A 19,057-nucleotide genomic window follows, 5' to 3' on the forward strand; every position below is an offset into this window, starting at 1 on the left:
CAGTGAACCGCGACAGCGTCGACTGGTCCGGCTACCTGCCGGCGGTCACCACCCCGTTCACCGAGGACGGCGAGCTGGATCTCGCCGCCTGGCGCGAGCAGCTCGACTGGCTGCTCGCCGAACGCATGGACGGCATCATCGTCGCCGGCACCACCGGCGAGTGGTTCAGCCTCAGCGAACCCGAACGCGCCGAGCTGTTTCGTACCGCCGCCGATCAGGCCGCCGGGCGGGTTCCGGTGCTGGGCGGGGCCACCGCGTACACGCCCGGTGAGGCGATCCGGCACGCCACCGCGGCCAGGGCGGCCGGGCTGTCCGGCGTGCTGCTCACGCCCCCGCCGTACCTGGTGCCGAGTCGCCGCGAGATCGTCGCGTTCTACCGGACCGTGAGCGCCGCGGTCGACATCCCGATCTGCGTGTACAACTGGCCGCGCGGCACCGGCGTCGACCTGGACGTGGCGCTGCTGACCGAACTGGCCGGGATCGACACGGTCGTCGCGGTGAAGAACTCCACACCCGACTTCGGCTCCTTCGTACGCGGCCTCATCGCGCTGGGCGAGCGCGTGCGGTACTTCGGCATCCCCACCAACGACACCGGCATCGCGCTGCTGACCAAGCTGGGCGGCGACGGGCTGATGGGTGCCGGCGGCGTGCTCGGCGCCGACCATCCCGGCTTCTTCCGCGCCGTGGCCGCCGGCGACCTGGACACCGCGCGCCAGCTCGGCGCCCGCGACCGGGTACTCATGGACGCCTGGTTCGGCGCCGACTACGGCGCCCGCTTCGGCAACGCCCCCGCGATCCTCAAGTACGCGCTGCGCCGGCGCGGCGTGCCCGGCGGACACGTACGCCCGCCGCTGCTGCCGTTGACCGCCGACGAGCAGAAGCGCGTCGCCGACACCCTCGACTCGCTGGGCCTGTAGGACGATGTACGACGTCGCGGTGATCGGCGGCGGCCTGCTCGGCTGCGCCGTCGCCTACCACCTGGCCCGTGCCGGCACCCGGGTCGTACTGCTGGAGAAGGACGAGCTGAACCGGCACGCCTCCGGGCAGAACGCCGGGAGCCTGCACTTCCAGCTGGAGTACCGGATGGTGGCCGACGGGGACGCGGCCGCCGAACGTGCCGCCCGGGCGCTGCCGCTGCACCTCGACGCGCAGCGGGCGTGGGCCGGTCTGGCCGCCGAACTCGACGCGCCGGTCGAGGTCGTCCAGCACGGCGGGCTGATGCTCGCCGAGACCGCCGACGAGCTGGACCGGTTGCGGCGCAAGGCATCCCTGGAACGCCGCCACGGGCTGGACGTCACCGTACTGACCGGCGCCGAGCTGACCTCGCTCGCCCCGTACCTGGCGGCCGGGGTGCGCGGCGCCGCGTACGCGCCGGGCGAGGGCAAGGCGAACCCGCGCCTGGTGACCCTGGCGTACGCGCGGGCCGCGTCCCGGCTCGGCGCCGACCTGCGTACCGGAACCCGGGTGACAGCCCTGACCCGGGAGGCCGGCGGCTGGCGGCTGACCACGACGCCGACGGCCGCCGGACGTGGCGCGCGGACCGACGGAGTGCGCGCCGCCGCAGTGGTCCTGGCAGCCGGGGTGTGGACCGCGGAGCTCGCCGCGATGGCCGACGTCCGGCTCCCGGTGGTACCGGTCGCGCTGTCCATGACGGCGACCGCGCCCACCACGCCGTTCCTGCCGCACCTGGTGCAGCACGTCGGAAGACGGCTGTCGATGAAGCAGACCAGCGACGGCAACGTCTTGATCGGCGGCGGGTCGCCGGCCAAGTTCCGCGCCGTCGACGGCCGGATCGACCTGGAGACCGCACCCGAGCTGCGGTACGAGTCGCTGGTCGGCAACGCCGACGCCGCGCGCGTGGTCCCCGCCGTACTCCGGCTGCCGGTGCTGCGCTGCTGGTCCGGCGCGACCACGCTGACCCCCGACCAGCTGCCGGTACTCGGCCCGCTGCCGCGCCGGCCCGGCCTGTACGCCGCGACCGGCGGCTCGGCGTTCACGCTCGGCCCCACGTACGCCCGGCTGCTGGCCGAGACCCTGCTCACCGGCGAGCCGTCGCTGCCGATCGACGCGTACTCGCCCGCCCGGTTCGGATTCCTCAATGCCGTCTGAGCGCACACCGCCCACCGCGTCCCGGCTGACCGACATCGGCCGACCCGCGCCGGTCACCATCGACGTCGACGGCACGCCGGTCACCGCGTACCCGGGTGAGCCGCTGGTCGCCGCGCTGCTCGCCGCCGGGCACCGGGCGCTGCGCCGGACCGCGTCCGGTGCGCCGCGCGGGGCGTACTGCAACATGGGCGTCTGCTTCGACTGCGTGGTGACCGTCGACGGCGTACCGGCGAGCCGTTCCTGCCTGACCGAGGTCCGCGCCGGGATGCGGGTGCGTACCGATGCATGACGTGGCGGTCGTCGGTGCCGGTCCCGCCGGGCTGGCCGCGGTCGACGTACTCGCCAGCCACGGCGCGCGGGTCCTGGTCGTCGACGAGCAGCCGCGCGCCGGCGGCCAGATCCACCGGCAGCCGCCGGCCACGTTCGCCGCCGCGACGGTACCGGCGGGGCGGGCGCTGCTCGCGGTGGCCGAGCGTGCCGACGTCGACTGGTGGTGGCGTACCGCGGGGTGGGGCGTCTTCGGCGGGCACGCCGGGCTGGACGACTTCGCCGGCTCCACACCCGCCGACCGCGCCGACGGGGACGGGCCGATGCGGCTCGCGGTGCACGGGCCGGACGGCGCCCGCACCGTACGCCCGCGCGCGGTCCTGCTCACGGCCGGGGCGTACGACCTGCCGGTGCCGTTCCCCGGCTGGACGCTGCCGGGCGTACTGACTGCCGGCGGGGTGCAGGTGTTCGTCAAGTCGGCGCACCTGCTGCCGGGACGCCGGTTCGTCCTGGCCGGGGCGCACCCGCTCCTGCTGGTCGTCGCCGCGCAGCTGGTCGCGGCCGGCGCCGAGGTCGCCGAGGTGCTGCTCGTCCGCCGGCCGCGGGCCGGCGCGCTGCTGCGGATGCTGCCGGCCGCCGCGGGCAACACCGGCAAGCTCCGCGAGGGTGGGCACGCGCTGGCGGTACTGCGCCGGGCCGGCGTACCGGTGCGGTTCGGTACCCGCGTGGTGCGGGCCGACGCCGGGCCGGACGGTGAGCTGGCCGCAGTCGTCCTCGCCGCGCCGGACGGGACGCACCGTACGGTGCCGGCCGACGTGCTCGCGCTCGGGTACGGCTTCGTCCCGTCGACGGACCTGGCCCGGCAGGCCGGCTGCGCGGTCCGGTACGACCCGGCGGCCGGCGGCTGGGTCGTCACGCACGACCGGTGGCAGCGCAGCAGCGTACCGCGGGTGTCGGTGGCGGGCGAGATCACCGGGGTGGCCGGCGCCGAGCAGGCGGTCGCCGAGGGGCGGCTCGCCGCGCTGGGGCTGCTCGCCGACCTGGGCCTGGTGCCCGCGCCGCGGATCGGCCGGCTGGCCCGGCCGGTACGCCGGGATCTGCGCCGGCGCCGCCGCTTCGCCACCGCGCTGGCCGCGGCGTTCCCCCCGCCGGCACCGGCACCGGCCGACGACGAGACGGTGCTGTGCCGGTGCGAGGAGGTCACCGCGGGCACCGTACGCGCCGCACTGCGCGCGAACCCGCACCTGCGTACCGCGAACGGGGTGAAGCTGCTGACCCGTACCGGGATGGGGTTGTGCCAGGGCCGGTCCTGCCAGCCGGCGGTGTGCGCGCTGATCGCCGCGGAGACCGGCCGCAGCGTGGCCGAGGTCGGCCCGTACACGGCGCGCCCGCCGATCCGCCCGATCCCGCTCGGCACGCTCGCGGGTGGCGACCCATGACGGAAACGGCCACCGCCGAGCCGCCCGGTGGGGTCTCTAAGCTGGGCTCATGACATCGGTCAGGAAGATCCAGGTCACCTTCGACTGCGCGGACCCGGTGCGGGTCGCCCGCTTCTGGTGCGAGGTGCTGGGCTACGTCGTACCCGAGCCGCCGGAGGGGTTCGCCTCCTGGGACGAGTTCGACCGGTCGTTGCCGCCGGAGGAGCAGGGGGCGGCGTTCGCCTGCGTCGACCCGACGGGTGTGGGCCCGCGCCTGTTCTTCCAGCGCGTACCCGAGGGCAAGGTCGTCAAGAACCGGGTGCACCTCGACGTACGGGCCGGCGCCGGGCTGGTGGGTGACGAGCGGCTGGCCACGCTGGAGGCCGAACGCGACCGGCTGATGGCACTCGGCGCGACGCAGGTGCTGCTCCAGCGTGCCGACGGCATCAACGAGTCGTGCATCTGGATGCAGGACATCGAGGGCAACGACTTCTGCCTCGACTGAGCGCGTCACGAGTCGCGGTCCGGTGCGATTCTCCCGGTACCGGACTGCCACGGCTGCCGCGGCGAACGACGGGGATGCCGCCGCTGGTCGCCGGGATCGGCGTCGCCGCAACGGGTCTCAGCCTCGGGACCGCCGGCGCGAACCCGGCGTCTCCGGCATCGCCGTCCCGAACCTGACCCGCCCCGTCCGCTCCCCCGTCGCCGCGACCGGTGTACCGGGTCGCCCACCGAATCCGATTAGTCCACTGTGGACAGTGGTGCGGTTGCGCACACGGTGGGATGCTTGGCCCTGCTCGTACTCCTTCGTCCCGTACGGTGAGGGGAGTTCGGATGAGGCTCGGACGTGCCGGTGTGCTGGTCGCGGCGATCGCGGCGGTGCTGCTGGGGGCATCGTCCCCGGCGACCGCGGTGCCCTGGGACGGCGTCGCGCCGTACGTGGACAGCGGGAGGAGTACGACCGGCCTGCAGCAGCTGGTCTGGACGCCGACCGACACCAGCGGCATCGACCCCGCGTACGCGGCGGGTCGGCTCGCCGCGGAGCCCACCCCCGGCCTCGGCCAGGTGTACGCGCACACCAACCACGCGGTGCACTACAAGTCCGACGCGGCCTGCGCCGACGCGCGGGCGGCGATCTCCGCGGCGGACGCGGCGTACACGCTGGCGGCCTGGTGCTTCGACGGCAACGACGAGACGTCGAACCGGTGGCTGCCGCAGTCGGTGACCAGCTCGCAGGACGCCGAGCAGGCCCCCGGGTACTCGGCCGGCGGGGACGAGGTCGTCGGCGTGTGGCGGCAGGAGGCGTCGAGTGACGACATCGCCCGGTGCCCGGGGCTGCCCGCCGACACCGCGCGCTCGGCGGGACTGCGCGCCACGTTCCTGCAGCGGCCGTACACCGACGGCACGCACGGCGGCTACCGGCACGTACTGCTCGTGGTACCCGGCGCGTCCAACGGCGACGGGCTCACGTTCGGGCCGGTGTGCGACGTGCACGGCGGCGGCGTGAGCTGGTACGGGCCGTACCTGTTCGTGGCGAAGCACGGGTCGGGGGTGCTGGTGTTCGACACCCGCCGCACGTACCTGGTGCCCGACGACGGCGCCTGCGGCCCCGACCACGCCGCGCCCACCCCGAACGACGTCGGCCAGGTCACCGACCCGTCCGGCGGCAGCCAACTGTGCGCCGCCGGCTACCGGTACGTGATGTTCGAGGTCGGCAGCTTCCACACCACGCCGTCCGGCTGCTCCACCACGCCGAGCGCCCTCACCGCCGACCTGTGCTTCTCGTCGATCTCGCTGCAACGGTCGGACGACTCGCTCGTCACGACCGAGTACCGGGGGACGGCGGACATGACGGCCTCCGGCGCGCCGGTCCGGATCGTCAACTGGCCGACCGCCACGCTCGTCGACCGCATCACGACCGGCTCCACCGCACCGGTCTCCGCGAGCCGCCTCGCCGCGACCAACCTGGAAGGCATCCAGGGCGTCGTCGCCCGACCCGACCCCGCCGGCTCCGGACACCCCGAGTACTTTCTCGCCCGCACCGTTCCGGGCGGCCACGGCAGCCAACTGTGGTTCGAACGCGACGGCGACGGCGTCTGCGCGAGTCGCGGCACGTTCGTCGACGACACCGAATCCATGGCGTACTGGCTGGACTCGGGCGGCAGCGCGCACCTGTGGACGTTCACCGAGTACGCCAACCGCCGGATGCTCGTCCGCGTCTACACCAGCGAGTACAACGATCCTCCGTCCGGCTGCCCCACCCAGTAGCAGCGTCAGGGACGCGGCGGTGGGGCGACGCGGCCGTGGCCGTGCCATTCCGGGTACGGCAGGAAACGGCTCTGCACCCCGAGTCCGCGCAGGAAGTCGCCGACGAGCCGCTCGACCAGCGCGGGTGTCTCGTCGATGAGTTCCGCGGTGACCGTACTGGTCAGCATCTCGTACTCGTCCGCGTCGTACTGGGCGGCTCCCTGCCAGCCCATGACGCCCTGGACGGCCTCCTCGGCGGCCGCGTACCGCATGCCGTCGAACCGGACGCCGAGCTGCCAGCGCCCGCGGTAATGGCTGACCTCGGTGAACGCGGCCGCCAGCGCGAGCGTGCTGTGCACGACCCCGAGCAGCCACGTGCAGGGGACGGTCGTGAAGTCGAGATCCCTGGCCCAGTCCGCGTCGTGGTACCTGGTGCCCGAGCCGCACGTGGTCTCGATCCCGCCGTCGCGGCGGACGAGATAGTCGAGCACGCCGGACTCGTGCCGGTCGGCGGTCCTCGTCAGGGCGAGGCCGCGGGGCCGCGACCGCCATCCGGCAGTACCGTCGCGCAGCAGGTGACCCGAGCCGGTCAGTTCGGGGCGCAGGGTCGCGGCGGCCCGGTCGACCGCGTTGTACACCGACGTCCGGTCGTCCTCGTCGAGTACCGCGGACAGCAGGTTGCGGTCGGCGTCGACCGGGTCGGCGATCACGTACAGGTGGCCGAACTCGCGGGTGCGCGCCGGGAGCGGGAACCGGTCCGCCATCGCGGCCAGCTCGGTTCCGGTGCGCTGCAACGCCACCGACCGGACGCTCAGGAGTTCCCGGACCCGGTCGTCCGCCAGCCGCAGCTTCCCCAGGTCGCCGCGCCCGAAGTACTCGAAGTCGACCTGGTGCGGTGCCTGCCCGCTGGGCGGGACCTCGACGACGATGCAGGCGACGTCGTCCTCGTCGGGATGCATGATCGGGCGGAGGTGGAAGTACAGGCGGGGGTGGATGTACGACTCGGCGGCCCGCACGATGCGCTGCCGCGCCTCCGCGAGCGGGACGCCGGCGACCTTCTCGGCACGGGAGTCCTTCGCCTGCACGCCGACGATGAGCGTGCCGCCGTCGACGGCGAGCGACGCCAGTTCGCGTGCCAGTTCGGTGTTGGCGCTGGGTCTGTTGGGGAGGTCGGTCGTCAGCTCAAGCCAGTGGCTCTCGTCGAGCAGCCCGCCGTCGACGGCGTCCTGCAGGTCGTTCCAGGTGGCGAGGGTGCGGCGGCTGGCCTCGATGCCCAGATACACAGTCATAGTGCCGTCCTACACCTGGTATCCGACACGTGGCAGTACGTGCTTATCCTCCGAACAGTCGGACCTTCCGAGCCTGTGGGATGAACCGCGACCGCGCCGGCACGGTCGCGCACGTGACGCGACGTACGAGACCGGCAGACCGTCAGGCGTGGTGGGATGGTTCGCGCAGGTCGACCGGCAGGGGCGTGCCGCCGCCCGGCAACAGCCGTCGCAGGGCCGGGTACGCGGCCGCCGCCAGCCCCATCAACAGCGCCACCTCACGCTGGGGTATGGCGCGCGGAACCGACCAGTACGCACCGATCGCGCCGATGGGCGCGGCACCGCCGATCGGCACCATCGCCAGCGACCGTACGAACGTCGGACGGTAGATCTCCTGCGGGATCCGCTCGTCGACCGTACTGTCCACGACGATCGCCGGCTCGCCGTGGATCATGGCCCAGCCGCTGATGCACTGCTGGACAGGGAACCGCTGCCCCTTCCACAACGGGCTGACGGCATCCTCGTCCGCGTAGAAGCACCGCCCGTCCTCGTACAGGACGACGGTGGCCCCCTGCGCGTCGACGAGGCTCCGGGCCGTGGCGCGCACGATGTGCTGAACCTGCTCAAGCGTCTCGGCGCGCGCCACGCGCTCCTGCGCCTGCGCCAGGAGCGCCTTGTCGGCGACCGTACTCAACCCGAGCTTGCGTGCCGCATCCATGGAGCAACGTTACCGCCGGTCAGCGGCCCGGCCAGCGCGCTTGACCCGCCCGCCCCGACGACCGGCGTCGCATCCGGCCACGACTCCGGACCATCCGTCGACGCCCGCAGAATTGCCCACGATCCGCCCGGCGACCACGATTCACGACCAGCATGGCGTGCCGCTTCGCCGGCCGTCAGTACGTCAGGCGGGTGCCGCGGCGCCAGATCGCGCGGGTGTTGAGGGTGTCGCCGATGTCGACGGTCGGGTCGCCGTCGACCAGCAGGAGGTCGGCCCGCAGCCCCTCGGCGATGCGGCCCCGGTCGCTGAGCCGGAAGCGACGGGCCGTGGTCGCTGTCGCCGCCCGCAGGGCCCGTTCGGGTGTCAGTCCGGCCGCCACCAGGTACTGCAGCTCGTGGTGCAGGCTCGCCCCGTGCGCCAGGCCCCCGAAGAACGTCTCCGGCATCGAGACGTCCGTGCCGGCCAGTACGTCGACGCCGGCGGCGTCCAGCGCGCGCACGGTGGCGTACACGTCGTCGAGGTTGCCGTGCGGGAAGCGGTCGTAGCTTGCGCGCAGGGTCCGGTCCCACGCGCCGTCGAGGCGCCCGGCGACCCGCGGGTCGTCGGCGAGCTCGCTGGCCGTGATTCCCATCATCGAGGCGTTGAGGCTGATGCAGGGAACGACGAACATGTCCGCGTCCCTGATCAGCCGGACGATCTCGGCGCTGTGCGGCCGGTCCATGAACACGTGGGTGACGCCGTCGATGCCGGCCTCGGCCGCGATTCTGGTGGCGTCCAGGGTCAGCGCGTGCGCCACGGTGAGGGCGCCGTACCTCTTCGCCTCGGCCACCCCGGCGCGCACGGTGGCCAGGTCGAGCGACGGCAGCCCGGGATGTCCCTCCACGCTGCCGTCGTCGATCATGAACTTGATGAAGTCGGATCCCCGGGCGAGGAGCTGCGGTACGAAGGCGGCCGCCTCCTCGGGCGTGGTGGAAAACGGCGTCAGGGGCATGACCGGCGGGAGGTCCCATTTCGGCCGGAACCCCTCGGGCATCAGCTCGCTCGGGTGACCACCGGGCGGCGTGATGGCGAAACCGGCCGAACGCACGTCGGCGACGGTGTCGTCGTCGGTGATGCGCGCCCGGTTCTCCCGGGTGTGCATCCCCTGCATCTCCAGCTCGGTCGTCACCCCGAACCGCAGGGCGAGCGCCAGGGAACCCGGGGCGGAGTGGACATGGGCGTCGATGAGCCCCGGCAGCAGGGTGCCGCCGCTGCCGTCGACGATCTCGCAGTCCCGAGGTGCGTCACCGCCGACGCCGACGATCCTCGTACCGTCGACGGCGACGGTCCGTACGCCGAGCGACTTCTCCCCGTCGAAGACCCGGGCGCCGGTGATCGCGGTGAGTGTCATGGCGGTCCGCCCCGTTCCGTCGCTCGTCGCATTTGCATACCTGATGCTATGGATTTGCGAAAGGGTATGCAAATCGAGAGTGCGGGCCTAGGCTCGGGTACATGAGCGGCGCGCCCTCCCCCGAGCGGTCCCCCGACGACCGGGTGCTGGACCAGATCGGCCCGGCACTGTCCCGCCTGCGCCGACGTACCCCGGCGTCGAGCAGGGACCTGTCCCGCAACCTCGTCCTCAACGTGATCGCCGACGCGCCGGACGAGACGACCGTCGGTGGCCTCGCCGCCGAGATGGGCGTCGCGCAGCCGGTCGCCAGCCGTACCGTCGCCGCCTGCATCGAGGAGGGACTGCTGCGCCGCACCGCGTCCCAGCGCGACGGGCGCCGTACCGTGCTCGAACTCACCGAGCACGGCGAGGCCGAACGCGACCGCTTCGCCGCCGAACAGCGCGCGGCGTTCCAGGAGATCACGGCGTCCTGGTCGCGGAAGGAACGGATCCAGTTCGCGCGCCTTCTGGTCCGGTACGGCACGGACGCGGCCGCATGGTCCCGGAAGCGGGCCGCACGCGACTGAGCGTCCCTCGGCGTACGCGGGACCGCGCGGCCGAACGTCCGGGCAGCCAACGAAGTACGAGGAGTGTGGTGTCATGTCCGCCAGGTTCACGACGTCGGGTGGCCGGCCCGGATGAGCGTCCGTATCAACGGCATCGTGATCGACGCGAACGACCTGGAATCCCTTGCCGCGTTCTGGAGCCGGCTGCTCGGCCTCGCCGTCACCCGTCGCGAACCGGACTGGGTCAGTCTCGGTCCGTACCTTGCGCTGCAACGGGTTCCCGAGCCGAAGACGGCCAAGAACCGGGTCCATCTCGACGTGGTCGCCGACGACTTCACCGCGGCCACGGCGCAGGCGGCCGCGCTCGGGGCCGTCCCGGTCGGCGCGGTGGCGGAGGATCTGTGGCAGGTCTGGCAGGACCCGGAGGGGAACGAGTTCTGCATCTGCCGGTCCTGACACCGGACGCCGCCGAGCCCGCCCGTGCCGACACTCGCCGGCGCCAGGCGCGCGACCACGGCCATTGCGGCACAACGCCGAGCCCCACCGCGTCGCGTCCCGCATGCTCCCTCGCCTGCGTCCCGCTCGGCACGTGGTCGCCGCGATACCGCGTGCCCCCAAGGGGCCGTTGCTCCCGAGAACAGGGGCGGATCGACCCGTCCGGAAACGGCACGGCCCCGAGCAGACTGGGACCGTCTCCGTTCGGGAGGTACGTCATGCGCGCGAGCGACGCGATGAGCAGGCCGGTCCACGCGGTCGGTCCCGACGATCCGATCGAGCAGGCCGCGGCCATGCTCATCGGTTACGAGGTCACGGCGGCTCCGGTTCTCGACAGTTACGGCCGGATCGTGGGGATCGTCAGCGAGGGAGATCTTCTCCGGCACCGGGTGCCGACCGATCCGACGCTGCACATGCGGCGCCATGCGGACGGCACGGACGCCGATCGCCCGCACACCGTCCGCGACGTGATGACCAGCAAGGTCGTCACCACACCGCCGGAGGCAGACCTCGCCGACGTTGCTGCCACGATGCTCGACCGCGACGTACGAAGCGTGCCGGTGGTGGACGACGACGAACTCGTCGGCATCGTCAGCCGGCGAGACATCGTACGCAGCATGGTGCGGACCGACGCCGTGCTCCAGGCCGACGCCCAGCACCGCCTCGACGAGTACGCGGGCTCGCCGCGGTGGACCGTCACCGTCCACCGGGCCGAGGCGACGGTCACCGGCACGTTCCGCGACGAGGTGGAGCGACAGATCGCGACGGTACTGACCCGAACGGTTCCCGGCATCTGCGCGGCACACGTCCCTGCATGAGATCCGCCCCGGCCAACCTGCGCGGGCGGTGGACGCCTGGAGCGATGGCCGGACGACATCTTCGGTCCGCACCTGACCGGTGTTGTGTCCTCGTGCCGACGACGCGGCGAGGCGGCGAACGGGCCCGGCGCAGCCGGCCAGCAACCTGTGCGGACCCGCCCTACGTGTCCGCGGAACCCGGTCGGCGCCGGCGCACGTCGCGGCACCGGCCGGCCCGCCACTCCCCCGCCCAGTCGGCGTAACGGCGCCGATCGAGCAGCCACCGCACGCTCCACCAGAACAGCAGGGCGACGCTGGCGGTGCCGAAGGGCACCGCGAGACCGGCGCCGATCCCCTCGCTGACGATTCGCGTGGCGGACTCGGGCGCCGGCAGCGGCCGGCCTGTACGGTCCACCCGGATCGGTACCGTGTCTCCGCGGTGCCGGCCGGGCGCGACCCGGATGGTTCCGGTGTAGGTGTGTCCGCCGAGGCTCCAGCGTGCCCGGACCGGGACGTCGGTCGGTGGTTGGTCGCTCGCCGAGGACGCCCACGGGTCGGCGAGCAGGACCGCCGCGGTCGGGTGTCCCGCGGCGGCGAGCCGGGTCGCGGTGCGTTGCCCTCCAGCAACGACCGCCCTCCCGGTGATCACCCCGGCCGGGATCGCGGCGAGGCAGGCCACCACGACGACCGCGAGGACCGCCCCCTCGATCCGGTCGCTCGCACGGCGGAGCGGGTTTCGGCCGATGCCGACCAGCCGGCCGAACCGAGCAAGTCGGGCAGCCGGCCCGGACAGTACGCTCATCGCACCTCCCGGACATGCGTGCGTCGAACGGGACTCCACCGCTCCACCTGCCCGTGCCAGCCGTGAGCCGTCACCGGACGCGATGTCGGGGCCGTCGGACGCCCCCTCACCGTCACCCCGGTCTGGTGGCCCGCACAGCGGCCCAACCGCCCGGAACTGGAGGCCGTTCAGCCCGAAACCCGGGTACGCGTCCGGGTCACAGGTCCCGTCCGCAACGGGCGGTTCAGCCCTGACGGCATGCCCTTGCGGCACGGAGTCTGGTGGCATGAAGGCAGCCGTGGTCAAGGCGTTCGACCAGCCGCTGGTCATCGAGGAACGCCCCGTCCGTGAACCGGGCCCCGGGCAGGTACTGATCCGGCTGGAGGCCAGCGGGCTGTGCGGCACCGACGTCCGCCTGGTACGAGGCGACTGGCCGGTCCGTCCCGACCCGCCGTACGTTCCGGGGCACGAGGGTGCCGGGGTGGTGATCCGAACCGGGGCGGACGTCACCGACCGCCGGGCCGGCGAGCGGGTCGCGGTCGGTTGGCTCGGCTGGGCGTGCGGTGCCTGCCGGTACTGCCTGACCGGACAGGAGACCCTCTGCCCGCGCCAACGCAACACCAGCCTCGGCACCGACGGTCTGCACGCCGAGTACGCGGTCGCCGAGGCTGCGTTCTGCGTGCCCGTCCCGGCGGATCTCGACCCGTTGGACGCCGCACCGTTGGCCTGTGCGGGCGTCACCGCGCATCGTGCGGTGCGTACCGCCGGCGTGCGCACGGGCGATCTGGTCGCCGTGGTGGGGATCGGCGGCGACGGGCACCTGGCGGTGCAGTACGCGGAGGTGGCCGGGGGCACGATCATCGCGGTCGACGTCGACGACGACAAGCTGGAGGTCGCCCGCGATCTCGGCGCCGCGCACACCGTCAACGCCCGGCGTTCCGATCCGGTGCGGTACCTCCGTGAACTCGGCGGTGCGCATGCCGCGATCGTCGCCGCGCCCGATGCCCGCGCGGCCGAGCAGGCGTACGAGAGTCTGCGTCCCGGTGGCCGGCTGACCCTGGTTGCGCTGCCGCACGACGACACCATGACGGTGCCGATCCTGCGAACCGCACTGCGCGGCATCTCGGTACGCGGAGCGGGTGCCGGCAGCCGGGCCGATGTCGCCGACGTGTTCGCGCTGCACGCCGCCGGACGCGCCACCCTGATCCGGCACCGGTACCGGCTGCCGGACGTCAACGACGCCATCGGTGAGCTCGGTGCCGGCCGGGCCATCGGTCGCGTCGTGTTCGACCTGCGTAGCTGACCGACGAGGCGAGGCGAGGCGAATGTTCTCTCCCATGGTCGATCCCGAACTGGTCGCCCCGAACGGCCCACCCGAGGAGGCGCTGGCGCGAGCCGTGACCGCAGCGTTGCGGGCCCCGTCGGTGTTCAACACCCAGCCGTGGCATTGGCGGCTGCACGACGGCGTCGCCGAGTTGTGGGCCGACCGGGACCGTCAGCTCGCCACCGTCGACCCGGACGGGCGGCTGCTCGTCCTGTCCTGTGGCGTGGCGCTGCACCACGCCCGGATCGCGGTCGCCGCCGCCGGCCGGCATCCGGTCGTCACACGGTTCCCCGACCCCGGACACGCCGGCCCGCTCGCCGAACTGCGCATCGGCGGCCCGTACGAGCCGGCCGACGAGGAACGGCGCGCCTACGCGGCGATCGCCGCGCGGCACACCGACCGCCGACCGTACGCGGCGGAGACCGACATCCCCCGCGAGACGTTGGCGCTGCTGCGCGACGCGGCCGAGTCCGCGGGAGCGCACCTGCACGTTCTGCGCGACGACCAGGTACCGGAGCTGACCGTCGCGGCGGCCGGTGCGTCCATGACGGAGACCGCCGACCCGGCGTACAGCGAGGAGCTGAACGTGTGGACGCACCGTCCCTCGCCGGCCGGTGACGGTGTGCCGGTGGAGACGGCCGTACGACCGGTGCCGCGCCGGGTCCCGGTGCGGGACTTCGCGCCCGGTGCCGACGGTCTGGCCCCGGGCGGGGGTACCGACCGGCACGCCAGGTACGCGGTCGTGTTCACCGACGCCGACGACGTCCGGGCGTGGCTCGCCGCGGGCGAGGCGACCTCGGCCGTGCTGCTCGCCGCGACCGTGCACGGGTTGGCGACCAACCCGGTCAGCGACGTCGTCGAAACCCCGGTCGCCCGGGACCGCCTGGCCGCGCTGCTCGCCCGGATCGGGCACCCGCAGCTGGTGGTCCGGCTCGGCCGGGGCACACCGGCGCAGCCGGTACCCCGGACGCCGCGGCGGGCCGGCCCGTGACGACCTCGCTGCGGTTCCTCGGCGCGGCCGGCACGGTCACCGGCAGCCGGTTCCTGATCGACTCCGACGGTCGGCGGCTACTGGTCGACTGCGGCATGTACCAGGGGGACGCGGCGCTGCGCCGCCGCAACTGGCAACCGTTCCCGGTCGAGCCCACGAGCGTGGACGCCATCGCCGTCAGCCACGCGCACCTGGACCACATCGGGTTGCTGCCGCTGCTGTCCCGCGCCGGGTTCACCGGCCCGGTGTACTGCTCGGAACAGACCGCCCGGCTGGCCGCGATCGTCCTCCGCGACGCGGCACACCTCCAGGAGGAGGACGCGCGGTACGCGGCGCGGCACGGGTACTCCCGGCACGATCCGGCCCTGCCGCTGTACACGCACGTCGACGCCGAGCGGTGTCTGGACCTGCTGCGGCCCGTGCCGTTCGGCAAGCCGGTCGCGGTCGGTGGGGACCTGTCGGTGACGCTGAGCCGGGCCGGGCACATCCTGGGCTCGGCGTGTGTGACGGTGACGACCGGTGTCGACGGCACCGTGGTCTTCAGCGGGGACCTGGGCCGGATCGACCATCCACTGCTGGAGCCGCCGGATCCGCCGCCGCCGGCCGACCAGATCGTCGTGGAGTCCACCTACGGCGACCGGCTCCACCCGCGCGCCGACCCGGACCGCGTGGCCCGGGTGATCCGTGCGGCCCTGGACCGGGGTGGGACGGTGCTCGTCCCCTGTTTCGCGGTCGACCGCACCGAGATCCTCCTGGTACGGCTGCGCGAGATGATGGCAGCCGGGATGCTGCCGCGCGTGCCGGTGTACGTCGACAGCCCGATGGCGCTCGCCACGCTGGAGGTCTACCGCCAGGCGGTACGGGACCGCTCACCGGAGCTGCGGCCCGCCGTGCTCGACTCGGCCCGCGATCCGTTCGACCCGGGCGAACTGCGGCTGGCGCACGGCATCGACGAGTCCGCCCGGCTCAACCGTCCGGGCCTGCCGTGCATCGTGCTGTCCGCCGCCGGCATGGCCACGGGCGGGCGCGTCGTCCATCACCTGATCGCGCAGCTGCCGGACCCGCGCAACCTCGTCCTGTTGCCCGGATACCAGGTACCCGGAACCCGCGGGTCGCGGCTGTTGTCCGGCGCCACCGCGATCAAGGCGTACGGCAGGTACGTTCCCGTCCGTGCCGAGGTACTCGGCGTCGGCGAGTTCTCCGCCCACGCCGACGCCGACGGCATCCTCGACTGGCTGCGTCGCTCCCCCGGCGAACCGCACACGTGCTTCGTCGTGCACGGCGAACCCGCGGCCTCGGCCGCCCTCGCCGACCGGGTACGCACCGACCTCGGCTGGAACGCCGTCACTCCGCACGACGGTGAACGGGTCAGCGTGTACCGCTGACGGAAGGGACGGTCGGGATGCGAGCCAGGGTCGGCGACCTGCTCCGGCTGACCGGCCACGACCAGGTCCACCGCACCGGTGTGATCCTGGCCGTCGCGCATCCGGACGGCAGCCCTCCGTACCAGGTGCGGTGGTTGGACGACGGGCACGAGACGCTGGTGTTCCCCGGCGAGGACGCGCGTGTCGAGCCGCCCACCACGCCCCGGGCCCCGGGCCCCCACCGGACCGCCCGCCGGCCGTCCGGATCGGCGACTGGTTGAGACGGCAGACGGACGAGACGTGGACCGTCGGCACTCCGGCCCGAACTGCTCCGGCATCCCGCTCGGCGCGTCGCGGCCCTGCGACCTCATCCGGGTCCGGGTCGGGATGCGGTGCCACTGAGCCGATCCCGGTCCGGTCAGGCGTCCCGCGGCCGGGACAGCCAGCGGCGGCGGGCGACACCGAGCACGCCCCGGGCGAACGGCCGGGCCAGCGCCGACGCGAGCCGGCCGTACCGGTGGATGCCGGGCAGGCGCAGGCCGATCAGGTAGCCGATCCGGGTGCCGCCGTCGACGGGTGTCGCGGCCATGCCGAAGACCACCAGCCGGCTCTGCATCACGCACCAGCCGTCCCGCAGCACCACGTCGAACGCGGCGCGCAGCCCGATCCGGTCGCGTATGTCGGCGCGCATCCGATCGCCGTCGCGGTCGGTGACACGGATGGCGGTGATGCCGGGGGCGTACGCGCAGAAGCCGTGCTCCAGGTCGCTGAGCACCGGCCAGACCGTGTCGTACGGGTCGGGCAGGACGGTCTCGGCCAGGGTGGTGCCGGGCAGCGCCGCGTGCAGGACGCGCAGCCGGCGTACCTCGTCCAGTTCGCCGATCGGCCAGTTCACCGCGTACTCCGTTCTCCCAGCCAGGCCCGGCGGAACGTGCGGCGGGCCCGGAACAGCCGGGAGCGCACCGTGCCCGCGGGTACGCCGAGGACCGCGCCGGCCTCGGTCTCGTCCAACCCGTCCACGTCGCGCAGCACCAACACGGCGCGGTGCTCCGGTGACAGCCGGTCCAGCACGTCGGCGACGTCGGCGGCCAGCGCCGGATCGTCCGGCGCGGGCAGTTCGGGCAGTTCGGCGGGCACCGCGCGGCTCGACCCGCGGGCGACGCGGACGGCCTCGCGGACCGCGATCACCCGGACCCAGCCGTAGAGTGCCGCCGGTTCGCGCAGCGACCCGATCCGCCGCATGACGACGATCAGCGCCTCCTGCGCGGCGTCCGCGGCGTCGGCCAGCGCGATCGGCCCGCACAACCGCCGCACGTACGGGGTGATCGCGTCGAGCAGGTCGGACAGCGCGATCGCGTCGCCGGCCTGCGCGGCACGTACCACCCGGTCGCGGGTGGCGGGGTCGGACAGCGTGTCGCCGTCGGGCCACCGCTGAGTCATGGTCCTCACCGTTCGTCGAGCCGTCGCAGGAACGGTACGACGGTGTCCACCACGGGGCTGCGCCGCGGGTCGGCCCAGAGCGCGTCGAGGTGCGTCATGGCCTCGTCCCCGGCGTACGTGGCGGTCGGGATCCGGGAGTGCGCGGTGACCCAGCGGGCGGCGGCGGTGACGCTGCCGCAGGTCAGGCCGGTCTGGAAGCAGTACAGCGGCACGTCGATGCTCGCGCCGTGCCACGGCCGCAACCCGAGTACGTCGGTCGTCGCGGTGCGGGAGAAGGGGTCGGCGGCGGACAGGTCGAGCGTGAGCCGCTGCGGCCAGTACCACTCGAAGGCGGTGGGGCCGGCGCCTGCGAGCACCTCCGCCGCCGCCGCGACCGACGTGTACGCCGGGCCGATCGCCAGGTCCGGTACGAGCGGGTGGCTGGCGTACAGGTGCTCGACGAGGCCGAGGTTGTCGACCGGACCGGCCGGGCGCAGCGGTGCCGGCAGCCGCGCGGCGAGCGTCGACGGCGCGGACGGCGCGGTGCGCGCGTACCGGCCGGCGAGCAGCGCCAGCACCGCGTACGTCTCGGTGCGGCCCATCGTCAGCGACGGGTCGAACACCTCCCCCGCGGCGATCGCCACCAGCCCGTCGCGCGCCTGCGCCGGCGTCACCCGGTACACGTCGCCCTCGCCGGCGAACGCATCGTGCACTCCGCCGTCGAGGAGTACCAGGCCGGTCAGGTCGCGGTGGCCGGGCCGCCCGGCGAAGTCCCACCCGGCGTACAGCAGGGCGGTGGTGGCGCCCCACGAGTGCCCGCCGAGGACGACCCGGCGACCGTCGGCCCGCGCCGCGCACACCACCCGGCGTACGTCGGCGAGCGTCGTGGCGAGCCCCCAGTCCGCGGCGAACGGTGCCGTGCCGGCGGTCCACGACCGGTACCGGCCGGCGAGGTACCGGTCGGTGGACCGGTCGAGGTCACCGCCGCGCAGTACGGACAGGTCGGCGAGGTCGGCCTGCCGCCGGTCCACCGCCCACACCTGCGTACCGGGCAGCCGCCGGGCCAGCCCCCGCGCCAGGATCCGGTACCCGCCGGCGGCGCCGAACTGCCCCGCGACCAGGACCAGCACCTGCCGGGCGGTGGGCGCGCCGACCCGGTACACGTGCACCGGGTGCGCGCCGCCACCGAGCGACACGTACTCCTCGCGCCACGGTCGCGGCGCCGCCCGCACCGTGGCCGGCGCGCCCACCGCGGCGACCGTCGCCGCCGCGAGTCCGAGCATCGTCCGTCTGCGCATCACGCGCTCCCTCCGCCGTGGCGTCTCGTCGGGAAGGAGGAGCCCGGGCGCGGCGACACTCCCCGGCGTGACCGGAGCCACAGCGGGGAGCGCGGCGGCACCGGGGACGCCTCGATCGGGCATGACATCCACCCGAACCGCCGCCGTCACCGTCGCGGCCGTCCTCGGCGCCGACTGCCTCCTCCACCTGTACTGGGCGGCCACCGGCAGCGCCTGGCCCGCCGCCACCGTGCCGGCGCTCTCCCGCGCGCTGCTCGACGCCGACGTACCGTTCACGCCGCCGGTCCTGCTGCCGCTCGCCGCCGCGCTGTCGGCCGCCGCCGTCCTCGTCCTGGCCCGCGCCGGCCTCGTGGCTCGCAGGCTGCCCCGCTGGCTGCCGCTGCTCGGTACGCTCGGCGTCGCCGCCGGCACCGGCGTCCGCGCGCTCGCCGGCCTGGTCTGGCTCGGCACCGACGATCCGGCCAGCACCTTCCACCTGCTCAACCTCGCCGTGTACACCCCGCTGTGCGTGCTGCTGTGCCTGGCGTCGCTGCTCGTCCTGCTCCGCGGTCGGCGCGCGCCGGCGGCCTGACTCGACCGCGCCCGCCATGCTCGGGGCCGCGGCGAAGTTGGAGGGAACCGGTGCG

21 protein-coding genes are annotated in these 19,057 nt (G+C 74.0%); 14 read left to right on the forward strand and 7 right to left on the reverse strand.

The window, feature by feature from the left end:
* Positions 1-2: 2 nt before the first annotated feature.
* The 6 genes from Aru02nite_RS31935 (at position 3) to Aru02nite_RS31960 (ending at position 6,062) form a co-directional block, all read left to right on the forward strand.
* On the forward strand, positions 3-917 hold the full coding sequence (locus Aru02nite_RS31935; RefSeq protein WP_203663916.1) for a dihydrodipicolinate synthase family protein: 915 nt from the start codon (positions 3-5) through the stop codon (positions 915-917).
* Positions 918-921: 4 nt separating this feature from the next.
* On the forward strand, positions 922-2,109 hold the full coding sequence (locus tag Aru02nite_RS31940; RefSeq protein ID WP_203663918.1) for an NAD(P)/FAD-dependent oxidoreductase: 1,188 nt from the start codon (positions 922-924) through the stop codon (positions 2,107-2,109).
* Positions 2,099-2,398, forward strand: coding sequence for a (2Fe-2S)-binding protein (locus Aru02nite_RS31945; protein ID WP_203663920.1), 300 nt, complete (start codon positions 2,099-2,101; stop codon positions 2,396-2,398). Before Aru02nite_RS31940 ends, Aru02nite_RS31945 begins: the two co-directional genes overlap by 11 nt.
* The gene (locus tag Aru02nite_RS31950) at positions 2,391-3,815 is read left to right on the forward strand and encodes an NAD(P)/FAD-dependent oxidoreductase (RefSeq protein ID WP_203663922.1); all 1,425 of its coding nucleotides are present in this window, start codon (positions 2,391-2,393) and stop codon (positions 3,813-3,815) included. The genes Aru02nite_RS31945 and Aru02nite_RS31950 overlap by 8 nt, the downstream gene beginning before the upstream one ends.
* Positions 3,816-3,864: 49 nt before the next feature.
* The gene (locus tag Aru02nite_RS31955; protein ID WP_203663923.1) at positions 3,865-4,299 is read left to right on the forward strand and encodes a VOC family protein; all 435 of its coding nucleotides are present in this window, start codon (positions 3,865-3,867) and stop codon (positions 4,297-4,299) included.
* A gap of 329 nt (positions 4,300-4,628) precedes the next feature.
* Positions 4,629-6,062: a hypothetical protein gene (locus Aru02nite_RS31960; protein ID WP_203663924.1), complete on the forward strand. Its 1,434-nt coding sequence runs from the start codon at positions 4,629-4,631 to the stop codon at positions 6,060-6,062.
* A 5-nt stretch (positions 6,063-6,067) separates the two neighbouring features.
* Here Aru02nite_RS31960 and Aru02nite_RS31965 read toward each other — a convergent pair whose 3' ends face one another.
* From Aru02nite_RS31965 to Aru02nite_RS31975, 3 genes are all read right to left on the reverse strand, one after another.
* Entirely contained in the window at positions 6,068-7,330 is a 1,263-nt protein-coding gene (locus Aru02nite_RS31965) for an AlbA family DNA-binding domain-containing protein (RefSeq protein ID WP_203663925.1), read from the reverse strand.
* 142 nt (positions 7,331-7,472) lie between these two features.
* The gene (locus Aru02nite_RS31970; RefSeq protein WP_203663926.1) at positions 7,473-8,027 is read right to left on the reverse strand and encodes a GAF domain-containing protein; all 555 of its coding nucleotides are present in this window, start codon (positions 8,025-8,027) and stop codon (positions 7,473-7,475) included.
* 175 nt (positions 8,028-8,202) lie between these two features.
* Entirely contained in the window at positions 8,203-9,417 is a 1,215-nt protein-coding gene (locus Aru02nite_RS31975; RefSeq protein ID WP_203663927.1) for an amidohydrolase family protein, read from the reverse strand.
* A 101-nt stretch (positions 9,418-9,518) separates the two neighbouring features.
* Between Aru02nite_RS31975 and Aru02nite_RS31980 the strand changes: the two genes are divergently transcribed.
* The 3 genes from Aru02nite_RS31980 (at position 9,519) to Aru02nite_RS31990 (ending at position 11,275) form a co-directional block, all read left to right on the forward strand.
* Positions 9,519-9,983, forward strand: coding sequence for a MarR family winged helix-turn-helix transcriptional regulator (locus Aru02nite_RS31980; RefSeq protein ID WP_203663928.1), 465 nt, complete (start codon positions 9,519-9,521; stop codon positions 9,981-9,983).
* Between the two features lie 111 nt (positions 9,984-10,094).
* Entirely contained in the window at positions 10,095-10,418 is a 324-nt protein-coding gene (locus Aru02nite_RS31985; RefSeq protein WP_203663930.1) for a VOC family protein, read from the forward strand.
* Between the two features lie 257 nt (positions 10,419-10,675).
* Positions 10,676-11,275 carry a CBS domain-containing protein gene (locus Aru02nite_RS31990; RefSeq protein ID WP_203663931.1) on the forward strand — a complete coding sequence of 200 codons (600 nt, stop codon included), beginning with the start codon at positions 10,676-10,678 and terminating at the stop codon, positions 11,273-11,275.
* 160 nt (positions 11,276-11,435) lie between these two features.
* Here the strand turns inward: Aru02nite_RS31990 and Aru02nite_RS31995 are convergent, their stop codons facing one another.
* A complete protein-coding gene (locus tag Aru02nite_RS31995; RefSeq protein WP_203663932.1) occupies positions 11,436-12,056 on the reverse strand; it encodes an Rv1733c family protein in 621 nt (206 codons plus the stop codon).
* A 265-nt stretch (positions 12,057-12,321) separates the two neighbouring features.
* On the opposite strand from Aru02nite_RS31995, the gene Aru02nite_RS32000 reads away from it, so the two are divergent.
* The 4 genes from Aru02nite_RS32000 to Aru02nite_RS32015 are packed head-to-tail and all read left to right on the forward strand — an operon-like array spanning position 12,322 to position 15,995.
* Positions 12,322-13,338: an alcohol dehydrogenase catalytic domain-containing protein gene (locus Aru02nite_RS32000; protein WP_203663933.1), complete on the forward strand. Its 1,017-nt coding sequence runs from the start codon at positions 12,322-12,324 to the stop codon at positions 13,336-13,338.
* Positions 13,339-13,372: 34 nt separating this feature from the next.
* A complete protein-coding gene (locus Aru02nite_RS32005; protein ID WP_203663934.1) occupies positions 13,373-14,350 on the forward strand; it encodes an Acg family FMN-binding oxidoreductase in 978 nt (325 codons plus the stop codon).
* Positions 14,347-15,735, forward strand: a complete 1,389-nt coding sequence (locus tag Aru02nite_RS32010; protein WP_239077078.1) for an MBL fold metallo-hydrolase RNA specificity domain-containing protein — start codon at positions 14,347-14,349, stop codon at positions 15,733-15,735. The genes Aru02nite_RS32005 and Aru02nite_RS32010 overlap by 4 nt, the downstream gene beginning before the upstream one ends.
* A gap of 17 nt (positions 15,736-15,752) precedes the next feature.
* Complete coding sequence (locus Aru02nite_RS32015) at positions 15,753-15,995, forward strand: DUF1918 domain-containing protein (protein WP_203663935.1); 243 nt, start codon at positions 15,753-15,755, stop codon at positions 15,993-15,995.
* Positions 15,996-16,132: 137 nt separating this feature from the next.
* Here the strand turns inward: Aru02nite_RS32015 and Aru02nite_RS32020 are convergent, their stop codons facing one another.
* The 3 genes from Aru02nite_RS32020 to Aru02nite_RS32030 are packed head-to-tail and all read right to left on the reverse strand — an operon-like array spanning position 16,133 to position 18,431.
* Positions 16,133-16,609: a hypothetical protein gene (locus Aru02nite_RS32020; protein WP_203663936.1), complete on the reverse strand. Its 477-nt coding sequence runs from the start codon at positions 16,607-16,609 to the stop codon at positions 16,133-16,135.
* Positions 16,606-17,154, reverse strand: a complete 549-nt coding sequence (locus tag Aru02nite_RS32025) for an RNA polymerase sigma factor (protein WP_203663937.1) — start codon at positions 17,152-17,154, stop codon at positions 16,606-16,608. The genes Aru02nite_RS32020 and Aru02nite_RS32025 overlap by 4 nt, the downstream gene beginning before the upstream one ends.
* Positions 17,155-17,159: 5 nt before the next feature.
* A complete protein-coding gene (locus tag Aru02nite_RS32030) occupies positions 17,160-18,431 on the reverse strand; it encodes an alpha/beta fold hydrolase (protein ID WP_203663940.1) in 1,272 nt (423 codons plus the stop codon).
* A gap of 121 nt (positions 18,432-18,552) precedes the next feature.
* Between Aru02nite_RS32030 and Aru02nite_RS32035 the strand changes: the two genes are divergently transcribed.
* Positions 18,553-19,002: a DUF3995 domain-containing protein gene (locus Aru02nite_RS32035; RefSeq protein ID WP_203663942.1), complete on the forward strand. Its 450-nt coding sequence runs from the start codon at positions 18,553-18,555 to the stop codon at positions 19,000-19,002.
* The last annotated feature ends 55 nt before the right edge of the window (positions 19,003-19,057 follow it).

Origin of the sequence: Actinocatenispora rupis (assembly GCF_016861975.1) — a bacterium.
Taxonomy (GTDB): domain Bacteria; phylum Actinomycetota; class Actinomycetes; order Mycobacteriales; family Micromonosporaceae; genus Actinocatenispora; species Actinocatenispora rupis.

What these genes read in the sequence shown, in the direction of transcription:
- Aru02nite_RS31940 (WP_203663918.1), top strand. Translation starts at nt 922, where the DNA reads ATGTACGACGTCGCGGTGATCGGCGGCGGCCTGCTCGGCTGCGCCGTC.
- Aru02nite_RS31945 (WP_203663920.1), top strand. Translation starts at nt 2,099, where the DNA reads ATGCCGTCTGAGCGCACACCGCCCACCGCGTCCCGGCTGACCGACATC.
- Aru02nite_RS31950 (WP_203663922.1), top strand. Translation starts at nt 2,391, where the DNA reads ATGCATGACGTGGCGGTCGTCGGTGCCGGTCCCGCCGGGCTGGCCGCG.
- Aru02nite_RS31955 (WP_203663923.1), top strand. Translation starts at nt 3,865, where the DNA reads ATGACATCGGTCAGGAAGATCCAGGTCACCTTCGACTGCGCGGACCCG.
- Aru02nite_RS31960 (WP_203663924.1), top strand. Translation starts at nt 4,629, where the DNA reads ATGAGGCTCGGACGTGCCGGTGTGCTGGTCGCGGCGATCGCGGCGGTG.
- Aru02nite_RS31965 (WP_203663925.1), bottom strand. Translation starts at nt 7,330, where the DNA reads ATGACTGTGTATCTGGGCATCGAGGCCAGCCGCCGCACCCTCGCCACC.
- Aru02nite_RS31970 (WP_203663926.1), bottom strand. Translation starts at nt 8,027, where the DNA reads ATGGATGCGGCACGCAAGCTCGGGTTGAGTACGGTCGCCGACAAGGCG.
- Aru02nite_RS31975 (WP_203663927.1), bottom strand. Translation starts at nt 9,417, where the DNA reads ATGACACTCACCGCGATCACCGGCGCCCGGGTCTTCGACGGGGAGAAG.
- Aru02nite_RS31980 (WP_203663928.1), top strand. Translation starts at nt 9,519, where the DNA reads ATGAGCGGCGCGCCCTCCCCCGAGCGGTCCCCCGACGACCGGGTGCTG.
- Aru02nite_RS31985 (WP_203663930.1), top strand. Translation starts at nt 10,095, where the DNA reads ATGAGCGTCCGTATCAACGGCATCGTGATCGACGCGAACGACCTGGAA.
- Aru02nite_RS31990 (WP_203663931.1), top strand. Translation starts at nt 10,676, where the DNA reads ATGCGCGCGAGCGACGCGATGAGCAGGCCGGTCCACGCGGTCGGTCCC.
- Aru02nite_RS31995 (WP_203663932.1), bottom strand. Translation starts at nt 12,056, where the DNA reads ATGAGCGTACTGTCCGGGCCGGCTGCCCGACTTGCTCGGTTCGGCCGG.
- Aru02nite_RS32000 (WP_203663933.1), top strand. Translation starts at nt 12,322, where the DNA reads ATGAAGGCAGCCGTGGTCAAGGCGTTCGACCAGCCGCTGGTCATCGAG.
- Aru02nite_RS32005 (WP_203663934.1), top strand. Translation starts at nt 13,373, where the DNA reads ATGGTCGATCCCGAACTGGTCGCCCCGAACGGCCCACCCGAGGAGGCG.
- Aru02nite_RS32015 (WP_203663935.1), top strand. Translation starts at nt 15,753, where the DNA reads ATGCGAGCCAGGGTCGGCGACCTGCTCCGGCTGACCGGCCACGACCAG.
- Aru02nite_RS32025 (WP_203663937.1), bottom strand. Translation starts at nt 17,154, where the DNA reads ATGACTCAGCGGTGGCCCGACGGCGACACGCTGTCCGACCCCGCCACC.
- Aru02nite_RS32030 (WP_203663940.1), bottom strand. Translation starts at nt 18,431, where the DNA reads ATGCGCAGACGGACGATGCTCGGACTCGCGGCGGCGACGGTCGCCGCG.
- Aru02nite_RS32035 (WP_203663942.1), top strand. Translation starts at nt 18,553, where the DNA reads ATGACATCCACCCGAACCGCCGCCGTCACCGTCGCGGCCGTCCTCGGC.